This window comes from Lachnoclostridium sp. An76, from assembly GCF_002161355.1.
Taxonomy (GTDB): Bacteria; Bacillota; Clostridia; order Lachnospirales; family Lachnospiraceae; genus Mediterraneibacter; species Mediterraneibacter caccavium.
In genome coordinates this window covers 195007-214162 of the sequence record NZ_NFHL01000003.1, presented here as the reverse complement: position 1 = coordinate 214162, position 19156 = coordinate 195007, and the positions used below count along the sequence as shown (strand labels likewise).

Genomic DNA, 19156 nt, shown 5'->3' with positions numbered 1-19156 from the left:
TTCCAATGCAGCTTTTGATTCTTCCGGAACTGTCTGACAGGGAGAATTTCTGGCTGCAGAGTATGCGGACTGATCTTCGGGCAGGTGGAGAGATACGAAAACTTATGCGGGAATATGAGAAACACAGGAAATCAAAAGATTACGCAGCAGTGATGGATCTGATCACAAGAGCGAACTGGGAACAAATGGAGGTCGAGAAGAAAATGTGTGATGCGTTGAAAGAATTATTTGCAGAAGAATTAAAAGAAGCGGACAGCAAAGGCCGTACTGAAGGAATACAACAGGGGTTTACACAGGGAGTTCAGCTTACAAAACAGGTTTTGAAGCTTGCAGCTCAGGGAGAGTCACCGGAAGTGATATCGGAGAAATGCAGTATTTCGCTGGAACAGGTGAAGGAGATCCTGGAGTAAGTAAACCGCACGAACCACCAGAAAAATCTTGACGGATCTCCCGTTTCTCTATATAATAACATGTGCATAAATCCAATAGCAAAGGCTGTGACGGAGACAGTAGGTCTTATCCGAACATCCCAGCGAGCCGGGAGATGGTGCAAGCCCGGCATCAGTAGGGTACTGCCGAATATCACTCCCGAGCCGCAGCCCAGAAGGCGCGCCGGATCTGTATTGTACGGCGAGAGTAAGGGCTGACGTGAGTTCCCGCGTTAGGGGACGCCATATGCGGAGCAGGCGGCAGACCGCTCCAAGTATGATGTAACAGGTGGTTAAAACGAGAGAACAGTAAGGCTTTCGTCCTTTTACAGGACGGGAGCCTTTTTATTTCTAGAGCTCTCCGTTTTGATTTCGTTCTCCGTTCTGGAAAGCCCGAGGTGAGGATATGTCCATTGAGGGCCGTAAAGGAACGCCGGCACTTGGACTGCGTATTTTGCAGTCCTATGTACCGCTGCGTTCCGTCCCGAGCGGAAGCGCGCCCGAAATGGACATATCCTCACCTCGGGCTAAACAGAAAGGAAAGATCAGACATGTACAAAAAAGTATCAACAGATATGAATTTTGTCGGCCGTGAGAAGGAAGTCGAGAAGTTCTGGGATGACAACCACATCTTCGAGAAGAGCATCGAAGAGCGTGAGGGATGCCCGGAATACATCTTCTACGACGGCCCGCCGACAGCAAACGGGAAACCGCATATCGGACACGTGCTCACACGTGTCATCAAGGACATGATCCCGCGCTACCGCACGATGAAGGGATACATGGTCCCGAGAAAGGCAGGATGGGATACCCACGGCCTGCCGGTGGAGCTCGAGGTCGAGAAGGCGCTCGGGCTGGACGGCAAGGATCAGATCGAGGAATACGGTCTGGAGCCGTTCATCGACAAATGTAAAGAGAGTGTGTGGAAATATAAAGGGATGTGGGAGGACTTCTCCGGCACAGTCGGCTTCTGGGCTGATATGGAACACCCCTATGTAACATACCACAACACATTCATTGAATCCGAGTGGTGGGCGTTAAAGCAGATCTGGGACAAAGGCCTGCTCTACAAAGGCTTTAAGATCGTGCCCTACTGCCCGCGCTGCGGCACGCCGCTGTCCGCCCAGGAAGTTGCCCAGGGCTACAAGGACGTCAAAGAGCGCTCCGCAGTCGTAAGATTTAAAGTGAAAGACGAAGACGCATATATCCTTGCATGGACGACCACGCCGTGGACGCTGCCGTCCAACCTTGCGCTCTGTGTGAACCCGAACGAGGACTACGCGAAGGTAAAGGCAGCAGACGGCTACACCTACTATATGGCGTGCGCTCTTCTTGACACCGTTCTCGGTAAACTCGGCGCGGCAGGAGACAAGGAGAATGGCGCGGAGAGCAGACCGGCATATGAGATCCTTGAGACATACAAGGGCACAGACCTTGAGGGCAAGGAGTATGAGCCGCTCTACCAGTGCGCAGCAGACGCAGCTGCAAAGCAGAATAAGAAAGCATTCTATGTGACATGCGATACGTATGTAACCCTGACAGACGGTACGGGAGTCGTACACATCGCGCCGGCATTCGGTGAAGACGACGCGAATGTGGGAAGAAAATATGACCTTCCGTTCGTACAGCTCGTAGATGAAAAAGGAAATATGGCGGAATCCACGCCGTTCGCCGGACTGTTTGTAAAGAAAGCAGACCCGGAAGTATTAAAAGACCTGGACAGCAGAGGACTGCTCTTCGACGCTCCGAAGTTCGAGCACAGCTACCCGCACTGCTGGAGATGCGACACACCGCTGATCTACTATGCGCGCGAGTCCTGGTTCATCAAGATGACAGCGGTAAGAGACGACCTGATCGCCAACAACAACACCATTAACTGGATCCCGGAGAGTATCGGCAAGGGCCGCTTCGGCGACTGGATCGAGAATGTCCAGGACTGGGGCATCAGCCGCAACCGCTACTGGGGAACCCCGCTCAACATCTGGGAGTGCGAGTGCGGACACATGCATTCCATCGGAAGCATCGCAGAGCTGAAAGAAATGTCCGATAACTGCCCGGACGACATCGAACTGCACCGCCCGTACATCGACGCGGTGACCATCAAGTGTCCGAAATGCGGCAAAGAGATGCACCGCGTGCCGGAAGTGATCGACTGCTGGTTTGACAGCGGCTCCATGCCGTTCGCGCAGCATCACTATCCGTTTGAGAATAAAGAACTGTTCGAGCAGCAGTTCCCGGCGGACTTTATCTCCGAGGCGGTGGACCAGACAAGAGGATGGTTCTACTCCCTGCTGGCGATCTCCACGCTGATCTTCAATAAGGCGCCGTACAAGAATGTCATCGTCCTGGGACATGTGCAGGATGAGAACGGCCAGAAGATGAGCAAGTCCAAGGGAAATGCCGTCGATCCGTTCGACGCGCTGGAGAAATACGGCGCGGACGCGATCCGCTGGTACTTCTATATCAACAGCGCGCCGTGGCTTCCGAACCGCTTCCACGGAAAGGCCGTGACAGAGGGACAGCGTAAGTTCATGGGCACTCTGTGGAACACCTATGCGTTCTTCGTCCTCTATGCGAATATCGATGAGTTCGACGCGACAAAATATACACTGGAGTACGATAAGCTTTCCGTAATGGACAAATGGCTCCTCTCCAAGATGAATACCATGGTAAAAGCTGTGGACGACAATCTCGGCAATTACCGCATCCCGGAGGCGGCAAGAGCGCTCCAGGAGTTCGTGGACGACATGAGCAACTGGTATGTAAGGAGAAGCCGCGAGCGTTTCTGGGCAAAGGGCATGGAGCAGGATAAGATCAATGCATACATGACACTGTATACAGCCCTCGTGACCGTATCCAAGGCGGCGGCTCCGATGATCCCGTTCATGACAGAGGAGATCTACCAGAACCTTGTACGCAGCATTGACAAAGACGCGCCGGAGAGCATCCACCTGTGCCTCTTCCCGGAAGTGCATGAGGAGCAGATCGACGCAGAGCTGGAGCAGAACATGGACAATGTCCTGAAGCTCGTAGTCATGGGACGCGCGTGCAGGAATGCCTCCAATATCAAGAACCGCCAGCCCATCGGCCAGATGTTTGTGAAAGCATCGTTCAGCCTCCCGGAATTTTACCAGGAGATCGTCGCGGATGAACTGAATGTTAAGAATATTAAGTTTACTGACGATGTAAGAGACTTTACTTCATATACTTTTAAACCGCAGTTAAAGACAGTCGGGCCAAAATATGGTAAAATGTTAGGCGGCATCAAAGCTGCCCTGGACGCTCTGGACGGAAACGCGGCCATGGATGAGGTCAATGAGACCGGAGCCCTGAAACTGGATGTGAACGGACAGGAGATCACTCTTTTCAGAGAAGACCTGCTCATCGACACAGCCCAGACAGAAGGCTATGTATCTGAAAATGACAACGGCATTACGGTCGTCCTGGATACGAACCTGTCTGAAGAACTTCTTGAAGAAGGATTCGTGCGCGAGATCATCAGCAAGATCCAGACAATGAGAAAAGAAGCGGACTTCGAGGTCATGGACCGGATCCGGGTGACATATGAAGGAACAGAGAAGGCAGAGGCAGTTTTCGAAAAATACGCAGGACAGATCAGCGGAGAGGTATTGGCTGACCAGGTTGTAAAAGCAGAGCCGGCAGGCTTCGTGAAGGAGTGGAAGATCAATGGTGAAGCAGTTACAATGGGCGTGGAAAAGGAAGGAAAATAGAACGATGTTCAGCAAAAGATTTGAAAAAGAAACATTTAAAGAGACAGTAAAAGAGAATGTGAAAACACTGTACAGAAAAACGGTTGAAGAGGCGACTCCGCAGCAGCTGTTCCAGGCAGTGTCTTATGCGGTGAAGGATGAGATCTTTGACGACTGGTTTGCGACGCAGAAAGCTTATGATGAGAAGGATGCCAAGACCGTGTACTATATGTCCATGGAGTTCCTGATGGGCCGTGCCCTGGGAAATAACCTCATCAATATGAAAGCATACAAAGAAGTCAGGGAAGCGCTTGACGAGATGGGGATCGACCTGGATGTGGTCGAGGACCAGGAGCCGGATGCGGCTCTTGGAAACGGCGGCCTGGGAAGGCTTGCCGCATGTTTCCTCGATTCCCTCGCAACACTGAACTACCCGGCTTACGGCTGCGGCATCCGCTACCGCTATGGTATGTTCAAGCAGAAGATCGAGAACGGCTATCAGAAGGAAGTGCCGGACGACTGGTTAAAGGAAGGCAACCCGTTCGAGCTGCGCAGGGAAGAGTACGCGAAGGAAGTGCGCTTCGGCGGAAATATCCGTTTTGAGAAAGACCCGGAGACGGGAAAAGATATCTTCATCCAGGAAAATTATGAGTCTGTCCTTGCGATCCCGTACGATATGCCGATCGTCGGATACGGCAACCATGTGGTGAATACGCTGCGCGTATGGGATGCACAGGCGATTACAGACTTCAAGCTGGATGAGTTTGACAGAGGTAACTATCACAAAGCAGTGGAGCAGGAGAACCTGGCGAAGCTGATCGTGGATGTCCTCTATCCGAACGATAACCACTACTCCGGAAAAGAGCTCAGGCTGAAACAGCAGTATTTCTTCATTTCCGCCAGCCTCCAGGCGCTGATCGCGAAATATAAGAAGAAACACAGCGACATCAGGAAGCTCCACGAGAAAGTTGTCATCCAGATGAATGATACCCATCCGACCGTTGCGGTTCCGGAGCTGATGCGTCTGCTCATCGACCAGGAAGGATTGAACTGGGAGGAAGCATGGGATGTGACGACAAAGACCTGCGCGTATACAAACCATACGATCATGGCAGAAGCTCTTGAGAAATGGCCGATCGACCTGTTCTCCAAGCTTCTCCCGCGTATCTACCAGATCGTACAGGAGATCGACCGCCGCTTCCTCATCAAAGTCCGCGAGATGTATCCGGGCGATGAGAACAAAGTGAAAAAGATGGCGATCCTCATGGACGGACAGGTGCGCATGGCGAATATGGCGATCATCGCCGGCTTCTCCGTAAACGGCGTGGCAAAACTCCACACAGAGATCCTGGAGAAACAGGAGCTCAAGGACTTCTACCAGATGATGCCGGAGAAATTCAACAATAAGACAAACGGCATCACACAGAGAAGATTCCTCGCGCACGGCAACCCGCTCCTGGCTGACTGGATCACAGACAAGATCGGAGACGGCTGGATCACAGACCTGTCCAAGATCGCGAACTTAAAGCCATATATAAACGATGAGAACGCAAGGCGTGAGTTCATGCAGATCAAGTACCAGAACAAAGTACGCCTGGCGAAATATATCAAGGAACACAACGGCATCGATGTTGACCCGCGCTCCATTTTCGACGTGCAGGTAAAACGTCTCCACGAGTATAAGAGACAGTTCCTCAACATCCTGCATATCATGTACCTGTACAACCAGATCAAAGAGCATCCGGAGATGAGCTTCTATCCGAGAACATTTATCTTCGGTGCGAAGGCGGCTGCAGGCTATCTGAGGGCAAAGGAGACGATCAAGCTGATCAACTCCGTTGCAGAGGTTGTCAATAACGACCGCAGCATCAACGGAAAGCTGAAAGTCGTATTTATCGAGGATTACCGCGTGTCCAACGCGGAGATCATCTTCGCGGCAGCGGATGTCAGCGAGCAGATCTCCACAGCTTCCAAAGAGGCGTCCGGTACAGGAAACATGAAGTTCATGCTCAACGGCGCTCCGACGCTGGGCACCATGGACGGTGCGAATGTAGAGATCGTACAGGAAGTCGGCGAGGAGAATGCGTTTATCTTCGGACTGAGCTCAGAGGAAGTCATCAACTACGAGAACAACGGCGGCTACAATCCGCAGGATATCTATTTCAATGACTGGGAGCTCAAGCGCGTGGTCGATCAGCTCATGGACGGCACATACTCTCACGGCGACCACAATATGTACAAGAACCTGTACAATTCACTGCTCAATACACAGTGCACGGACAGGGCGGATATGTACTTTATCCTGAAGGATTTCCGCTCCTACGCAGAAGCGCAGAAGCGGGTGGAAGAGGCATACCGCGACCAGCAGAGATGGTCACGCATGGCGATGATGCAGACAGCGTGCAGCGGCAAATTCTCTTCCGACAGGACGATCGAAGAGTATGTCAGGGATATCTGGCATCTGGAGAAGGTCGAAGTGCCGTCCGGGCAGGATGAATAAACAGAAGCAGCAGAGAGGAACAGAGGCGGGGAATGACAGAAAACAGGAGGCAGTAATAAATGGGTCGTGATTATCATTATACGTATGAATATAATTATCCGGTCAGCAATTCAGAAGGGTTGGTCGGCGTGATCTTATCAGTTTATCTGATCATCCTCACACTGATACTGGCCTTTGTACTGGTAAGCTATATCTTCCATTCAGTCGGACTGTATACGATCGGAAAACGGATGGGGAAAGAGTATCCGTGGCTGGCGTTCATCCCTTACGCGAGGGATTATTTCCAGGGCGAACTCGCCGGGCCGATCAAACTGAAAAACAAAGAGATCAAAAATCCGGGGATCTGGAACCTGGTCATTCCGATCATATCCAGTGTTCTGGCAGGCGTGTTCGGAGTTCTTATCATCCTCGTGACCGGAGTGGGCGCTGCTGCCCAGATATCCGGCGCAGGAGGCGCGGGGATCGCGCTGCTGTTCGTTATCATGCTGTACACACTGCTGATCGTGGCGGTGATCGCGGCACAGGCAGCGCAGATGGCGCTGAAAGTCCTGATCAACAAGCAGATCCTGGAGAGATTCACTACGGGGAATATGGGGCTTGTGCACGCGGTGCTGATGATCGTGGTCCCGCTTTACGAGGCGCTTTGCTTCTTTGTGATGCGGAAACGGGATTTTAATCCGGGGATGGAGCCGAAGATTACTCCGCCGCCGGCGCCGCTCCCGCCGGTCATTCCCGGCGGACCGGAAGGACCGGCAGCAACACCGCCGGCGCCGCCGCAGGGCGGACCGGAAAATCCGGTGGATGTCCCGGTTCCTCTGGCTGGCGAAGAAGGCGCCGCGCCTGCCGCAGAGACAGCAGGGGCTGCAGGGCCGGAAGCGGACAGGGACGAGAAAACAGAATGACAGAGGACAGCTCTTCATACAATACAGTATGGAGGGCTGTTTTTTATGGACCGATATGTGATCGAGCAGAAACTGAAATCTGTCGCTGCATTCCTTGTGATCATTATCCTGCTCCCGTATATTATCTCTGTGTTCGTAAATGGCGCAGACGCCGCGGCAGACAGCGGGGACAGTGCGTTTTATGTAAAGGTAAAAGTGCCGGATACGGAGGAGGCGGACGGCGTTGCGGAGATCGGCTGGACAGACTATCTGGCAGGAATCCTCGCCAGAGAGGTGCCGGCTGATCTTGGGGAAGAGGCGATGAAAGCACAGGCAGTGATCATCAGGACCCAGATCTACCGCGGGCTGAGCGGATCGGAAGACAAAATACTTGACATGGACTACATGACGCGCGAAGAGATGAAAAAACAGTGGGGACAGGAAAAAGCTCCGGAGTATTATGAAAAATACATACGTGCTGTAGAACAGACGGATGATACAGTGCTCATGTACGGGGATGCTTATGCGTGGACTCCCTTCCACCAGTCCAGCTGCGGGAAGACAAGGAGCGCGGAGGAGGTCATGGGGACCGGGGATTATCCTTATGTGGCGGTAAGGGAGTGCCCTGACGACAAAGAGGCGGACAATGAGATCCAGGTTTTTACATTCTCCTGTGATGAGATCCAGGCGGCATGCCGCGATTTCCTGGTCGCTGCCGCTGACGGAGAACAGGCAGAGAAGGGATATACGTTTGCAGATTTTGAGATAACGGCATATGATCTGGCAGGATATGTCAGCCAGCTCAGGATCGGGGATACACTCTGTACAGGCGATCAGTTCAGGGATGCCCTGGGGCTCCCGTCCAGCGCGTTTTCCTTCAGTGAGACACAGGGAGATGCAGATGCCGTCAGTGAGATAAAGATCACAACCACCGGGAACGGGCACGGGCTGGGGATGAGCATCTGGACAGCGGAAAAGATGGATGAAGAGGGGATGTCATATGAAGAGATCCTTGCGTTCTTTTTTGAGGGCACTGAGCTTAAAAAAGACATCCAGGAGACGGAACTGTTCTGATTTTCAATGGTTTTTCAAAGTGTGGAATAATACGGATGTTTTCTGGCAAAAATATAGCCAGAGGTGATGACAATGAATAAGAATGAAAGACCATCCTTCTTAAAGAGAAGGGGCGCTGCGGTCGGCATTGTGATCTGTTTTGTGGCGGTCATTGCTCTGGTAGGGGTATATACTTTTAATAACTATCAGAAGGACATTGACGAACAGATGGCGAAAGCCGAAAAGCAGGCAGAACAGCTTACAGAAGATAAGACAGAAGAGACAACAACAGATGATATCGTCCTGCCTGAAGCAGGAGGACAGGAGGACAAAGGCACAGCATCAGAGGAGAACAGCCCCGGTACGGAGAGCGGAGAGAACGGAGGGCAGGACAGCGCGGGTGCAGGCACCGGGGATGCCGATGGGGCGGCAGCGTCGGGAGCTGATACATCGGGCGTGTGGTTTTCAGAAGAAAGCGTCCTTACATGGCCTGCCAGCGGAGCGGTGATCATGGGGTACAGTATGGATCAGACCGTGTTTTTCCAGACTCTGGAGCAGTACAAGTATAATCCTGCGATGATCATCAGCGGCGAAGTCGGAGAGACGATCACGGCCTCCGCAGCAGGGATCGTGACGGATATCGCGGAGACAGCGCAGACAGGGACAACAGTCAGTCTGGATATGGGGAACGGATATACCGCCGTATACGGCCAGCTTACAGATGTGGCGCTCTCAGCAGGCGATTATGTCAATGCGGGGGAAAAGATCGGGAATCTCAGCGAACCGACCAAATATTACAGTATAGAAGGACCCAACCTGTACTTTGAGATCCTCAAAGACGGAGAACCGGTGGATCCTATGAATTTTATGGAATAGTATCAAGTGGGCTGAAAACAGACGGACCGGCAGTTTTTCCTGCACAGGGCCGTCTGTTTTTCTGCGCCGTCCGGTAAGCGCTACAGGATTTCGCCGAACAGATTTACAAAATCCCGCGTAATGGGTACAATACAGGGCAGGGGGACATTGCTATGGACAGGGGAAAATATAAGTGTCAAAGGGCTGAAGAGGTGAGGAAAGTGAATTATACCTATATTGTCAGATGCAGCGACGGGACTCTCTATACCGGCTGGACTAATGACCTGGACAAACGTATCAGGGATCACAATGAGGGAAGAGGCGCCAAATATACCAGATCCCGCAGGCCGGTCATACTGGCGTATTATGAAGAGTTCCTGACAAAGGAAGAAGCCATGAGCCGCGAATGGGCCATCAAGCATATGCCACGGGCTAAAAAAGAAGAAATGATCCGCAGGTCGGGAGCGGCTGCTGATATTCCCTGAAGGGAAAAAGGCGGTGGGAAAAGAACAGGGAAAATGGATCGGATTTCTGTTGCAGTCGGAGATTCATATTATGTATAATAAAAAGAAAAAGGAGAAAAAAGAATATGAGAAAGTTTATAGGAGTTGACCTCGGCGGTACAAACATTCGTGCAGCGATCGTAAGCGAAGATGGCGAGATCCTGAATATGAAGAAGTCAGAGAGCCATCCTGAGCGGGGCGCGGAGGCTGTCATGGAGACAATGACCTCCCTGATCGAGAGCCTGGAAGGCTATGAGGAATGCGAAGGGATCGGGATGGGGATCCCGGGGCCGATCGATACGGTCAACGGGAAGATCATCGTGTCCACAAACCTGCCGAAGCTTATCGGATTCCCGATAGCGGATTACATACAGAAGCATTTCCAGAAGCCGGCTTATATGGATAATGACGTGAAGGTCGCGGCTCTTGGCGAGGCAGTGCTCGGCGGAGGAAAAGGATATCCGATCGTTTATTATGTGACGATCTCCACAGGGATCGGCGGTGCGCTTGTCATTGACAAAAAAGTGATCAGCGGACAGAACGGACATGCCGGAGAGATCGGAAATATATGCATTGACCGGAACCGGGAGAAATATAATATCCTGAATGTGGGCGCTGTGGAGAACGAAGCCAGCGGTACAGCGATCACCCGCAAGGGAAGGGCTGTATTCGGCGACAGTATAACCAATGCGGGAGATGTTTTTGAACTGGCGCGAAAAGGCGATGAGAAGGCTCTTGAGATCGTGGACGCTATGGCATATGACCTTGCCATGATGTTCAGCGCGATCGGACATATCATAGATCCGCATGTGTTTGTCGTAGGCGGCGGAGTAATGAAAGGCAAGGATGTCTTCTTTGACAAAATGGAAAAATATTACCGCTCTATGATCCATGCAGGGATGCAGTCCGTAGTGTTTAAGGAAGCAGAGCTGGAGGAGCCGGGGATCGTGGGTGCTGCGATGCTTCCGATGACTCAGAAACAGGCGTGATGCAGATGAAAGGGCGGAGAAGATAAATCTCTGAAATAGAAAACCGGGAGTATGCGGCGGATGCCTTGCATACTCCCGGACTTTTTGTTTGGATCCTGTTCTTCTGTACTGTATAGTATTACAGCGGAGAAATCTTAGTAGTTTTCAGCTTTTCTCTCGAAATAAGCTCTCGGGTGTGCGCATACCGGACAGATCTCCGGCGCTTCCTCGCCCTCATAGATGTATCCGCAGTTATTACATTTCCAGCCGAGAGGAGCCTCGTCTTTAAATGTTTTTCCCTGACGGTAGTGGTCGAGAAGCCTCTGGTAGCGTTTCTCGTGAGCTGCCTCTACCTGGGCAACGCCGCGGAATTTAGCGGCAAGTTCCGGGAATCCTTCTGTCTCGGCTTCCTCAGCCATCCTCTTATACATATCGGTCCATTCGTAATTCTCACCGGCTGCAGCGTCAGCAAGGTTTTCCTCAACGCTGCCGATCCCGTGGAATTCTTTAAACCACATTTTGGCATGCTCTTTTTCCTGGTTTGCGGTTTCCTCAAAGATGTTCGCCATCTGTACGAATCCGGCTTTCCTTGCGGCGGAAGCGTAATAGGTATATTTGTTGCGTGCCTGCGACTCGCCGGCGAATGCTTCCATCAGATTTTTCTCTGTTTTTGTTCCCTCATATTTTGACATAATGGGATCCTCCTGTTTTTATTAGCCGAAGTATCTCTTCAGAAGACCTGCGAATGCTTTTCCGTGACGGGCCTCGTCTCTTGCCATCTCGTGAACTGTATCATGGATCGCGTCAAGGTTTGCAGCTTTCGCACGTTTCGCAAGGTCAAATTTACCTGCAGTAGCGCCGTTCTCAGCCTCTACACGCATCTCAAGGTTCTTCTTTGTGCTGTCTGTAACGACTTCGCCGAGGAGCTCTGCGAATTTAGCAGCGTGCTCTGCCTCTTCGTAAGCAGCCTTCTCCCAGTACAGGCCGATCTCCGGATATCCTTCTCTGTGAGCAACTCTTGCCATTGCAAGATACATACCTACCTCAGAGCACTCGCCCTCGAAGTTTGCTCTCAGGTCAGCAAGGATGTCTTCGCTTACGCCCTGCGCAACGCCTACAACGTGCTCAGCAGCCCATGTCATCTCGCCGGACTGCTCCTGGAATTTCTCAGCCGGAGCGTGACATACCGGACATTCAGCCGGAGCAGCCTCTCCTTCATAAACATAACCGCATACTGTACATACCCATTTTTTCATGATCTTTGTCTCCTTTTCTTTTTTTAAAATATATTTTTATGACTTTTTAATGCAGTCACTGCATTCACCGTAAAACAACGTGGAACTGGAAGTAATGATGCCGTCGAAGTTTTCTGCCGCCATCCGATTGACCTCCTCGATACTGTGCATGTCCAGATCCAGATCCAGTAACCGTCCGCACTTTGTACACAAAAAATGATTGTGCGGTTCGACCCTTCCGTCAAACCTGTCCCCGCCATCCGGCGTAGAGATCTTTATCGCCTCCCCGATATCTGTGAGAAGATTCAGATTCCTGTATACAGTCCCAAGGCTGATATTCGGAAAATCTTTTTTCACATGCATATAGACCGTGTCAGCGGTAGGATGCTCCCTGGTTGACATAAGGTAATGTTTGATGGATTCTCGTTGCCTACTGTATTTCAAAGCTGCCAATGGGAATCCCCCTTTCATTTCTGGATGAAACAGGAATCGATTAATAATGATAACGATTACTGTAATTAAAATATAATACATAATCCTGGACTTGTCAATACCTAATTAAAAAAATCCGGGGAACATACCTAATTAAAAAAATCCGGGGAACAGTAAGCGGGGGAAGTGGGACTGTATCTTTGCCATATTTAATATGAAGATATTAGGCAGCGCATATTTCCGTCAATATGTTACAAAATAATTAACAGATGTGCAGGCGGAGAGAAGAAATATGGGATGGATACACAGTATATGTCGATGGATGTCTGCGGGATGCCTGCAAAATCAGTTGACAATGCGAGGTTCTGTTGGTATAATGTTACCGTAACAAATTTAACAAATGTGTAACATTTAGAACTTCCTACAAAAGATAAAGACATGAAATGAAGGAGGTTTTATATGGATAAGACACACATTAAGCAAAAGGTGATCCTCTCTGCTGTGGCAGGGATGATCCTGGTCCCGGGGAGGGTGCTTGATGTACCGGCTGCCGGGAAGACCGGGGAACAGCCCTTCGTACAGGCATCAGGGATCGAATCGGTACTGGAGAAGTGTTATGAAACAGAGGTGAAGGATAATATCAATCTCTATCTGGTGCCAACAGAAGAGGGAGAGTATTTGAATATGGCATTTTCTGATACAGGAGATTATACCTATATCAGGAGTGCTCCGGACGAAAACAGCGACTGGGTCGGGAAACTGTATCAGGATTCAGCGGCCCAGGTGCTGGAATATCTGGACGGCTGGACGAAGGTCAGGTCCGGGTCGGCTGAGGGATATGTGCCGGCGGATTCCCTGATCACAGGCGGGGAGGCGTCGCTGCGGGCGGAAGAGTTTGAGGACCATACGGTCACGGTCACAGCGTATGCCCTGAATGTCAGGGATGGTCAGGGGACTGGCGCGGATATCCTGACTCAGGTCGGGCTCGGTGAGACATACGAAGTGACAGGAGATCCTGTGGATGGCTGGTATCCGGTCAAAGTCGGGGAGATTGACGGCTGGGTGTCGGGAAACTATGTGACAGAAGAGACTTCTTACTCTTATGGGGAGACGAAGGAGGAGGAAGAGGCAAGGCTTGAGGAGGAAGCACGCAGGGCGGAAGAGGCCCGGGCGGCAGAGACAGGCGCTGCGGCGGGCATTCTCCCGGGCGGCAGTGTCACAGGGCAGGCGGTCATTGACTATGCATGCCAGTTTATCGGGAACCCATACGTATGGGGCGGGACAAGCCTGACAGACGGAGCTGACTGCTCCGGGTTCGTCCAGTCCGTTTATGCCCATTTCGGCGTAAGCCTGCCGAGGACTACCTATGAGATGGTAAACTCGGGATATGCCGTAAGCTATGCGGAGGCGCTGCCCGGCGATCTGATCCTCTATGACGGGCATGTAGGACTGTATATGGGAGACGGCACGATCGTCAATGCTATGAATGAAGCAGACGGCATCGGGATATGCAGTGCCACATATACAAATATCATTGCTGTAAGGAGGGTCTTGTAAAAGACTGGAAGTAAATGGAAGAATGGGGGCTGTACTTCAGATGAAGAGTACGGCTCCCTTTTTCGACATAAGGAGCGCGCGGATAAGCAAAGTGCACAAAAATGTTTTTATTTGTAAAAAAGCGTCGAAATTAAATAAAATGGAGTTTTCAACTTATCCACATCGCAAACCACGAAAAACGTGGAAAAAATAAGGATTTCCACAAAGTTATCCACATTATCCACATAAAAACATGTGTTTTTGGTGAATTACTCAGGGCTGAAAAAAGAACGGACGTTTTGGCGAGTTGTTATGAAAATGTAAAAATGTCGAAAAAAATCGGATTCAATATTGACTTTTGAGTATTCAAAAAAACGAAAAACAGGTGTGGACAAATCTGACAATTCAGAAAAGAAAGCGGTATACCACGCTGTATAAAAGCAAAAACATTGTTGATAAATTAATTGACAGGGCTTATAATAATAACCGCTGAAAATTATCATTTATTTATAAGGAGGAAATAGAAATGGCACAGATTTCTAAAGATACAAAAATCGGAGAACTTCTCAACATTTTCCCGGAGTCTGCACCGATCCTGATGGAGATCGGGATGCACTGTCTCGGCTGCCCGGCTTCTCAGATGGAGACGCTCGAGGAGGCGGCAATGGTGCATGGCATTGACAGTGTGCTTCTTGTTGAAAAGATCAATGCGGCTATGACAGCGGCAGGGAAATAATATCCGGGATATCAGGACACGGCATAAAAAGGCCCCTGACAGTCTGAGTGTGAGTTCAGGCTGTCAGGGGCTTTTTGATATCCGGACTACAATGCGGATAATTTTTGTACGGCGTCTGCTGATACGATGATGTCACAGTGCTCTTCCAGAAAGGCGAGGACAGAAGCTTCGGCCTTTTCGGGGGAACTGTACTCGGAAAGCATGTTGCATATTTTGTTAAACTCATTGGCGGAGTGGTCCGATGGCGCCAGGGCCAGGATATACATTCCTGTGCTTTCATCTTTATATAATGTATTGGCGCCCCTGTATACCGGCGCGAGCAGGCGGGAAGCCCGGATCACGCTGTCGAGAGTCTCGAAAGAGAAGAGGCGTACTGAAAAAGCAGAAGGGGCTGATCCCGGCTCGGAGGTGCGTGTCCCTGCTGCCGCCTCCTTTACCTTGTTCAGGAGATTCAGGAATTCATCCGCGCCCTGGAGCTTTTCGAGCGCCTCCAGGTTCAGAGGGTCTGAATCTCCGGACGGGGTGAATTTTGAAAACCGTGTGTCCAGCTCTTCGGGATCTTCGACCTTTGTGATGATCAGAACGATCGAATCTGCTGAAGAAGGGATAGCCTCTATCATCAGGGGGATATTCTCCGCTTCAAATCCAAAATCAAAGGATGCCTGCTGCATCATATCGCGAAATAAAGATTTTGCTTTCTCTGTTCCATATGCCAGCTCGCTCAGTTTCAGATGGCGGGCTGCAAGATCAGCATGTGTCAGCGTACAACGAATCTGATTTTCATTGAGTTTCTCAATCTTCATATGATCACATCCTTATACTATATATGATAATATGCACACAAAGTAAATTTGGATACATATTCTCATCATTAGTATAAACAAAAACCAAAAAGATGTAAAGATAAAATTGCGGCACGCAGAGTTATCAACGAATCCACACGGGTTATGAACAAAAAACACATTGAAAACAGGAGAATGGGAACCTATAATGGCACTTACAAAAGATGGTACCCCTGATAAGTAAATATAACGTGAAAGGAGAGAAGCAGAGGAAACAAGAAGCCGCTGTGGATCAGACTGTCTTTTGTCCCGCCGCCGGACCGAGAGTATGTCACAGGTACTTCCTTATAACGATGCAGGCGGGGTACACTATTTATCAAGATCCGCAGAGGAAAGGAGTATACGCCGGATGAAAATGGATGAAACAGTTTACAGGGACATGTTTGCGGAACTGGAAGGGTATGAGAAGAGAGGGATCGATATCTCCCTTGACGGATATCATGCCAGCGCGCTCCAGATCGTGACAGCCCATATGACGAAGGAAGAAGGTACGTATATGCGCGATTATGATATTGACCGGGATGGACGTATCGAAGCGCTCAGGTTTACGGATATAAATGAAAACAGCCGGGCAGAGGATACCCCCTTTATGCCGGCCGGGCTGTTACGTGGACAGTGATCCGAAAGTGCTTAAAATCTCCTGAAACAGGCAAATTATTAATGACGTATAATGAAAATATGTTATAATGATTCCTGATAGGAGGTGCGGCATGGACGAAAGAGGAAGAAGGGGCACAGCTTCAGGGCGGGCCGGCGCAGGCGGTGCGCGAGGAAGGTACCCCGACAGAAAACCCCGGAGACCGGAAAGCAGCGGTCAGGGCCAGAACAGACGCCCTGCCAGGCGGAGCAGCAGAGCCAGGAGAAGACGCCGCAATGCGGCAATACGGTGGACAATCTTTATCGTACTGATCATAGCAGCAGCCGGAGGTTTCGTATTCTGGAAAAAATACGGCCCATCAAATGAGAGAGCTGATCTGACAAAATATTATGAACTGGAAGCGGAAAATGACGTGGCTGTGGTGATAAATGACCAGGTGATCAGAAGAGATATGCCGGCAGCGGAAGATGGAGCGGCTGAGGCGCCGACGCCGGGAAAAATGATCGACGGACAGTATTATATCGAATACTCTGTTGTACGGGAACGGATCAATAAAAGGTTTTACTGGGATCCGAATGAGAGCGTCCTGCTGTATACCCTGCCGGGAGGCAGTGTTTCGGTAGAGGTGGGCAGCAAAGAATACACGGATATCACAGAACAGAAGAGCGAAGAGTATGTGATCCTTAAGACAGAAGGCAGGACTGCGTATATCGCGCTTCCGTTCATCCAGGCGTATACAAATATGGAATATGCGGTTTATGATGAACCTGTACAGAGGGCTGTCATTACCTGCGAGTGGGGAGAGAAGCAGACTGCAAGTATCAGACGGGACACGCAGGTGAGATATCAGGGCGGTGTAAAGAGCCCGGTCCTGACAGACGTGAAAAAATCTGACAAAGTGACTGTGCTGGAAGATGAGGATGACTGGATGAAAGTCGGGACGGAGGATGGCTTTATCGGGTATGTCCGGACCGGAGACCTCAGGGACATTGCGGCAGAGACTACATCCAGAGAGTTCGAGGAGCCTGTTTATACGAATATCACGAAAAATTATACGATCAATATGGCATGGCATAATGTATCCAACACAGATGCCAACAGCTATATACTGGAGACGATCGCAGGGACAAAGGGGCTTACGACCATAGCGCCGACGTGGTTCAGCCTGAGTGACACGGAGGGAAATGTTTCATCACTTGCCGATCCGGATTATGTCAATTATGCCCATCAGTCCAATCTTGAAGTATGGGCTGTCCTGCGGGATTTCCACGGGGGCATCAATTCTTATGATGAGACCTATGAAGTGCTGAGCTACACTTCGAAGCGTACAAAGGTCATTAATCAGGTGATCGCCGAAGCGCTCCAGTCGGGAGTGGACGGCATCAATCTGGATTTTGAACTGGTTTCAGTGGAATGCGGAGAGCATTATGTCCAGTTCGTCCGGGAGCTGTCAGTCAAATGCAGGCAGAACGGCCTGGTATTTTCGGTCGATAACTATGTGCCTCAGCCGTACAATGAGCACTATGACATAGAAGAGCAGGGCGCGGTCGCGGATTATGTGATGGTCATGGGATATGACGAGCATACAGATGGTTCTTATCAGGCCGGCTCCGTGGCGTCTATAGGCTATCTTGAAGACGGCATTACTGAAGCTCTGAAATCAGTGCCGGCTGAAAAATTGGTGGCAGGCGTCCCGTTCTTCACGCGATTGTGGTTCGAGACTCCGAAGACGGAGGATGAGCTGGCAGAGGAAGCGGGAACAGAGGCCGCATCGTATCCGAATAAAGTTACGAGTTATGCTTATGGCATGGATGAAGCGGCGGAGATCGTTTCGGCAGCCGGGGTGCAGACCGAATGGGATGCCACGGCAAAACAGAATTACGCGCAGTGGGAGGCTGACGGCGGCGTCTATAAGATCTGGCTGGAAGATGAGCAGTCCCTGGAAGAAAAGCTGAAAGTGATCAAAGCGAACAATCTCGCAGGTGTGGCCGAGTGGAGCCTCGGCATGGAGGATCCCGGTGTGTGGGATCTGATCCTTCAGTACGTAAACTGAGGAGGGGCCAGACAGCAGAGTTTTATTAAAACGCATATCACATAGAAAGAGACATCCTCTTTTTGCATATATATTGGTATATGTGAAAAGGGGGTGTTTTTATGATGAGAAAAATTGGCGCTATAGCAGCATCAGCGGTTTTGGCGGGGCTGATCATCCTGTGTCAGGCAGGATGCATAGCGTTGAGGAAAGGGATCGACGACGGGATGGAAACTTCAGGAGACGCAGCGGCCAGAGAGGGATGGATGGTGATAATAGATGCCGGGCATGGCGGAGTGGATGCCGGGAAAGTAGGGGTTAATGGAGAAGAAGAGAAGGATATAAATTTAAATATTTCTTTAAAAATTAAAAAATTACTGGAAGAACAAGGGGTCAAAGTTAAAATGACGAGGAATGACGATGACCGCCTCGCGGAAAGCCAGATCGAGGATCTGAAAGCCCGGGTATCGATCATGAATAAAGAAAAGCCCGACCTTGTTGTCAGTATCCATCAGAACAGCTACCATGAGGAGACGGTAAGGGGAGCGCAGGTATTCTATTATACGGATTCAGCACAGAGCGAGCGTGCGGCGGAGCTGATCCAGGCAGCTTTCAGGGAAGCAGATCCCGGGAATACCAAAAAGGCGAAAGGGAACAGTACATATTATATATTAAAGAAAACAGAAGTCCCGGTGGTGATCGCGGAATGTGGATTTTTAAGCAATCGTGAAGAGGCTGCAAAGCTGGCGGATGAGGAGTATCAGCAGGAGATGGCGGAGGCGGCTGCAAAAGGTGTCATGCGGTATCTGGAAGGAGAGTGAGACGGACGGGCCTGCGCGGCGTACAG

The 19156-nt window shown here is 50.5% G+C and carries 17 protein-coding genes; 13 read left to right on the top strand and 4 right to left on the bottom strand.

The genetic code is table 11. The features are described 5' to 3' along the window. Positions 1-5 precede the first annotated feature (5 nt). The 8 genes from B5G27_RS07870 (at position 6) to B5G27_RS07835 (ending at position 10919) form a co-directional block, all read left to right on the top strand. Complete coding sequence (locus B5G27_RS07870; RefSeq protein WP_087178355.1) at positions 6-410, top strand: hypothetical protein; 405 nt, start codon at positions 6-8, stop codon at positions 408-410. Between the two features lie 569 nt (positions 411-979). Beyond that, entirely contained in the window at positions 980-4159 is a 3180-nt protein-coding gene (gene ileS / locus B5G27_RS07865; protein ID WP_087178354.1) for an isoleucine--tRNA ligase, read from the top strand. 4 nt (positions 4160-4163) lie between these two features. Beyond that, positions 4164-6638 carry a glycogen/starch/alpha-glucan phosphorylase gene (locus B5G27_RS07860; protein WP_087178353.1) on the top strand — a complete coding sequence of 825 codons (2475 nt, stop codon included), beginning with the start codon at positions 4164-4166 and terminating at the stop codon, positions 6636-6638. Between the two features lie 59 nt (positions 6639-6697). Continuing rightward, entirely contained in the window at positions 6698-7540 is an 843-nt protein-coding gene (locus tag B5G27_RS07855; protein ID WP_206608985.1) for a hypothetical protein, read from the top strand. A gap of 45 nt (positions 7541-7585) precedes the next feature. Further along, entirely contained in the window at positions 7586-8593 is a 1008-nt protein-coding gene (locus B5G27_RS07850) for a SpoIID/LytB domain-containing protein (RefSeq protein WP_087178352.1), read from the top strand. A 72-nt stretch (positions 8594-8665) separates the two neighbouring features. Beyond that, positions 8666-9448, top strand: coding sequence for a M23 family metallopeptidase (locus B5G27_RS07845; protein WP_087178351.1), 783 nt, complete (start codon positions 8666-8668; stop codon positions 9446-9448). Between the two features lie 200 nt (positions 9449-9648). Beyond that, positions 9649-9912 carry a GIY-YIG nuclease family protein gene (locus tag B5G27_RS07840; protein ID WP_087178486.1) on the top strand — a complete coding sequence of 88 codons (264 nt, stop codon included), beginning with the start codon at positions 9649-9651 and terminating at the stop codon, positions 9910-9912. Between the two features lie 104 nt (positions 9913-10016). After that, a complete protein-coding gene (locus tag B5G27_RS07835; protein WP_087178350.1) occupies positions 10017-10919 on the top strand; it encodes an ROK family protein in 903 nt (300 codons plus the stop codon). A gap of 134 nt (positions 10920-11053) precedes the next feature. Here B5G27_RS07835 and rbr read toward each other — a convergent pair whose 3' ends face one another. The 3 genes from rbr to B5G27_RS07820 are packed head-to-tail and all read right to left on the bottom strand — an operon-like array spanning position 11054 to position 12586. Then, on the bottom strand, positions 11054-11590 hold the full coding sequence (rbr, locus tag B5G27_RS07830) for a rubrerythrin (RefSeq protein ID WP_087178349.1): 537 nt from the start codon (positions 11588-11590) through the stop codon (positions 11054-11056). Positions 11591-11611: 21 nt separating this feature from the next. Continuing rightward, positions 11612-12154, bottom strand: a complete 543-nt coding sequence (locus B5G27_RS07825; protein ID WP_087152476.1) for an NADH peroxidase — start codon at positions 12152-12154, stop codon at positions 11612-11614. Positions 12155-12190: 36 nt separating this feature from the next. Continuing rightward, on the bottom strand, positions 12191-12586 hold the full coding sequence (locus B5G27_RS07820) for a Fur family transcriptional regulator (protein WP_087178348.1): 396 nt from the start codon (positions 12584-12586) through the stop codon (positions 12191-12193). A gap of 438 nt (positions 12587-13024) precedes the next feature. Between B5G27_RS07820 and B5G27_RS07815 the strand changes: the two genes are divergently transcribed. Both B5G27_RS07815 and B5G27_RS07810 read left to right on the top strand, forming a co-directional pair. Further along, complete coding sequence (locus B5G27_RS07815) at positions 13025-14122, top strand: C40 family peptidase (protein WP_087178347.1); 1098 nt, start codon at positions 13025-13027, stop codon at positions 14120-14122. Positions 14123-14627: 505 nt separating this feature from the next. Further along, positions 14628-14837, top strand: coding sequence for a DUF1858 domain-containing protein (locus tag B5G27_RS07810; protein ID WP_087178346.1), 210 nt, complete (start codon positions 14628-14630; stop codon positions 14835-14837). An 86-nt stretch (positions 14838-14923) separates the two neighbouring features. Here B5G27_RS07810 and B5G27_RS07805 read toward each other — a convergent pair whose 3' ends face one another. After that, the gene (locus tag B5G27_RS07805) at positions 14924-15640 is read right to left on the bottom strand and encodes an adaptor protein MecA (RefSeq protein WP_087178345.1); all 717 of its coding nucleotides are present in this window, start codon (positions 15638-15640) and stop codon (positions 14924-14926) included. Between the two features lie 388 nt (positions 15641-16028). Between B5G27_RS07805 and B5G27_RS07795 the strand changes: the two genes are divergently transcribed. The 3 genes from B5G27_RS07795 (at position 16029) to B5G27_RS07785 (ending at position 19130) form a co-directional block, all read left to right on the top strand. Further along, the gene (locus B5G27_RS07795) at positions 16029-16298 is read left to right on the top strand and encodes a hypothetical protein (RefSeq protein ID WP_087178343.1); all 270 of its coding nucleotides are present in this window, start codon (positions 16029-16031) and stop codon (positions 16296-16298) included. 91 nt (positions 16299-16389) lie between these two features. Next, positions 16390-18330, top strand: coding sequence for a glycosyl hydrolase family 18 protein (locus B5G27_RS07790; protein WP_087178342.1), 1941 nt, complete (start codon positions 16390-16392; stop codon positions 18328-18330). Between the two features lie 101 nt (positions 18331-18431). Beyond that, on the top strand, positions 18432-19130 hold the full coding sequence (locus tag B5G27_RS07785) for an N-acetylmuramoyl-L-alanine amidase (RefSeq protein WP_242958267.1): 699 nt from the start codon (positions 18432-18434) through the stop codon (positions 19128-19130). The last annotated feature ends 26 nt before the right edge of the window (positions 19131-19156 follow it).

Coding starts and splice junctions, on each gene's coding strand:
- B5G27_RS07870 (WP_087178355.1), top strand. CDS start 6: ATGCAGCTTTTGATTCTTCCGGAACTGTCTGACAGGGAGAATTTCTGG.
- ileS (WP_087178354.1), top strand. CDS start 980: ATGTACAAAAAAGTATCAACAGATATGAATTTTGTCGGCCGTGAGAAG.
- B5G27_RS07860 (WP_087178353.1), top strand. CDS start 4,164: ATGTTCAGCAAAAGATTTGAAAAAGAAACATTTAAAGAGACAGTAAAA.
- B5G27_RS07855 (WP_206608985.1), top strand. CDS start 6,698: ATGGGTCGTGATTATCATTATACGTATGAATATAATTATCCGGTCAGC.
- B5G27_RS07850 (WP_087178352.1), top strand. CDS start 7,586: ATGGACCGATATGTGATCGAGCAGAAACTGAAATCTGTCGCTGCATTC.
- B5G27_RS07845 (WP_087178351.1), top strand. CDS start 8,666: ATGAATAAGAATGAAAGACCATCCTTCTTAAAGAGAAGGGGCGCTGCG.
- B5G27_RS07835 (WP_087178350.1), top strand. CDS start 10,017: ATGAGAAAGTTTATAGGAGTTGACCTCGGCGGTACAAACATTCGTGCA.
- rbr (WP_087178349.1), bottom strand. CDS start 11,590: ATGTCAAAATATGAGGGAACAAAAACAGAGAAAAATCTGATGGAAGCA.
- B5G27_RS07825 (WP_087152476.1), bottom strand. CDS start 12,154: ATGAAAAAATGGGTATGTACAGTATGCGGTTATGTTTATGAAGGAGAG.
- B5G27_RS07815 (WP_087178347.1), top strand. CDS start 13,025: ATGGATAAGACACACATTAAGCAAAAGGTGATCCTCTCTGCTGTGGCA.
- B5G27_RS07810 (WP_087178346.1), top strand. CDS start 14,628: ATGGCACAGATTTCTAAAGATACAAAAATCGGAGAACTTCTCAACATT.
- B5G27_RS07805 (WP_087178345.1), bottom strand. CDS start 15,640: ATGAAGATTGAGAAACTCAATGAAAATCAGATTCGTTGTACGCTGACA.
- B5G27_RS07795 (WP_087178343.1), top strand. CDS start 16,029: ATGAAAATGGATGAAACAGTTTACAGGGACATGTTTGCGGAACTGGAA.
- B5G27_RS07790 (WP_087178342.1), top strand. CDS start 16,390: ATGGACGAAAGAGGAAGAAGGGGCACAGCTTCAGGGCGGGCCGGCGCA.
- B5G27_RS07785 (WP_242958267.1), top strand. CDS start 18,432: ATGATGAGAAAAATTGGCGCTATAGCAGCATCAGCGGTTTTGGCGGGG.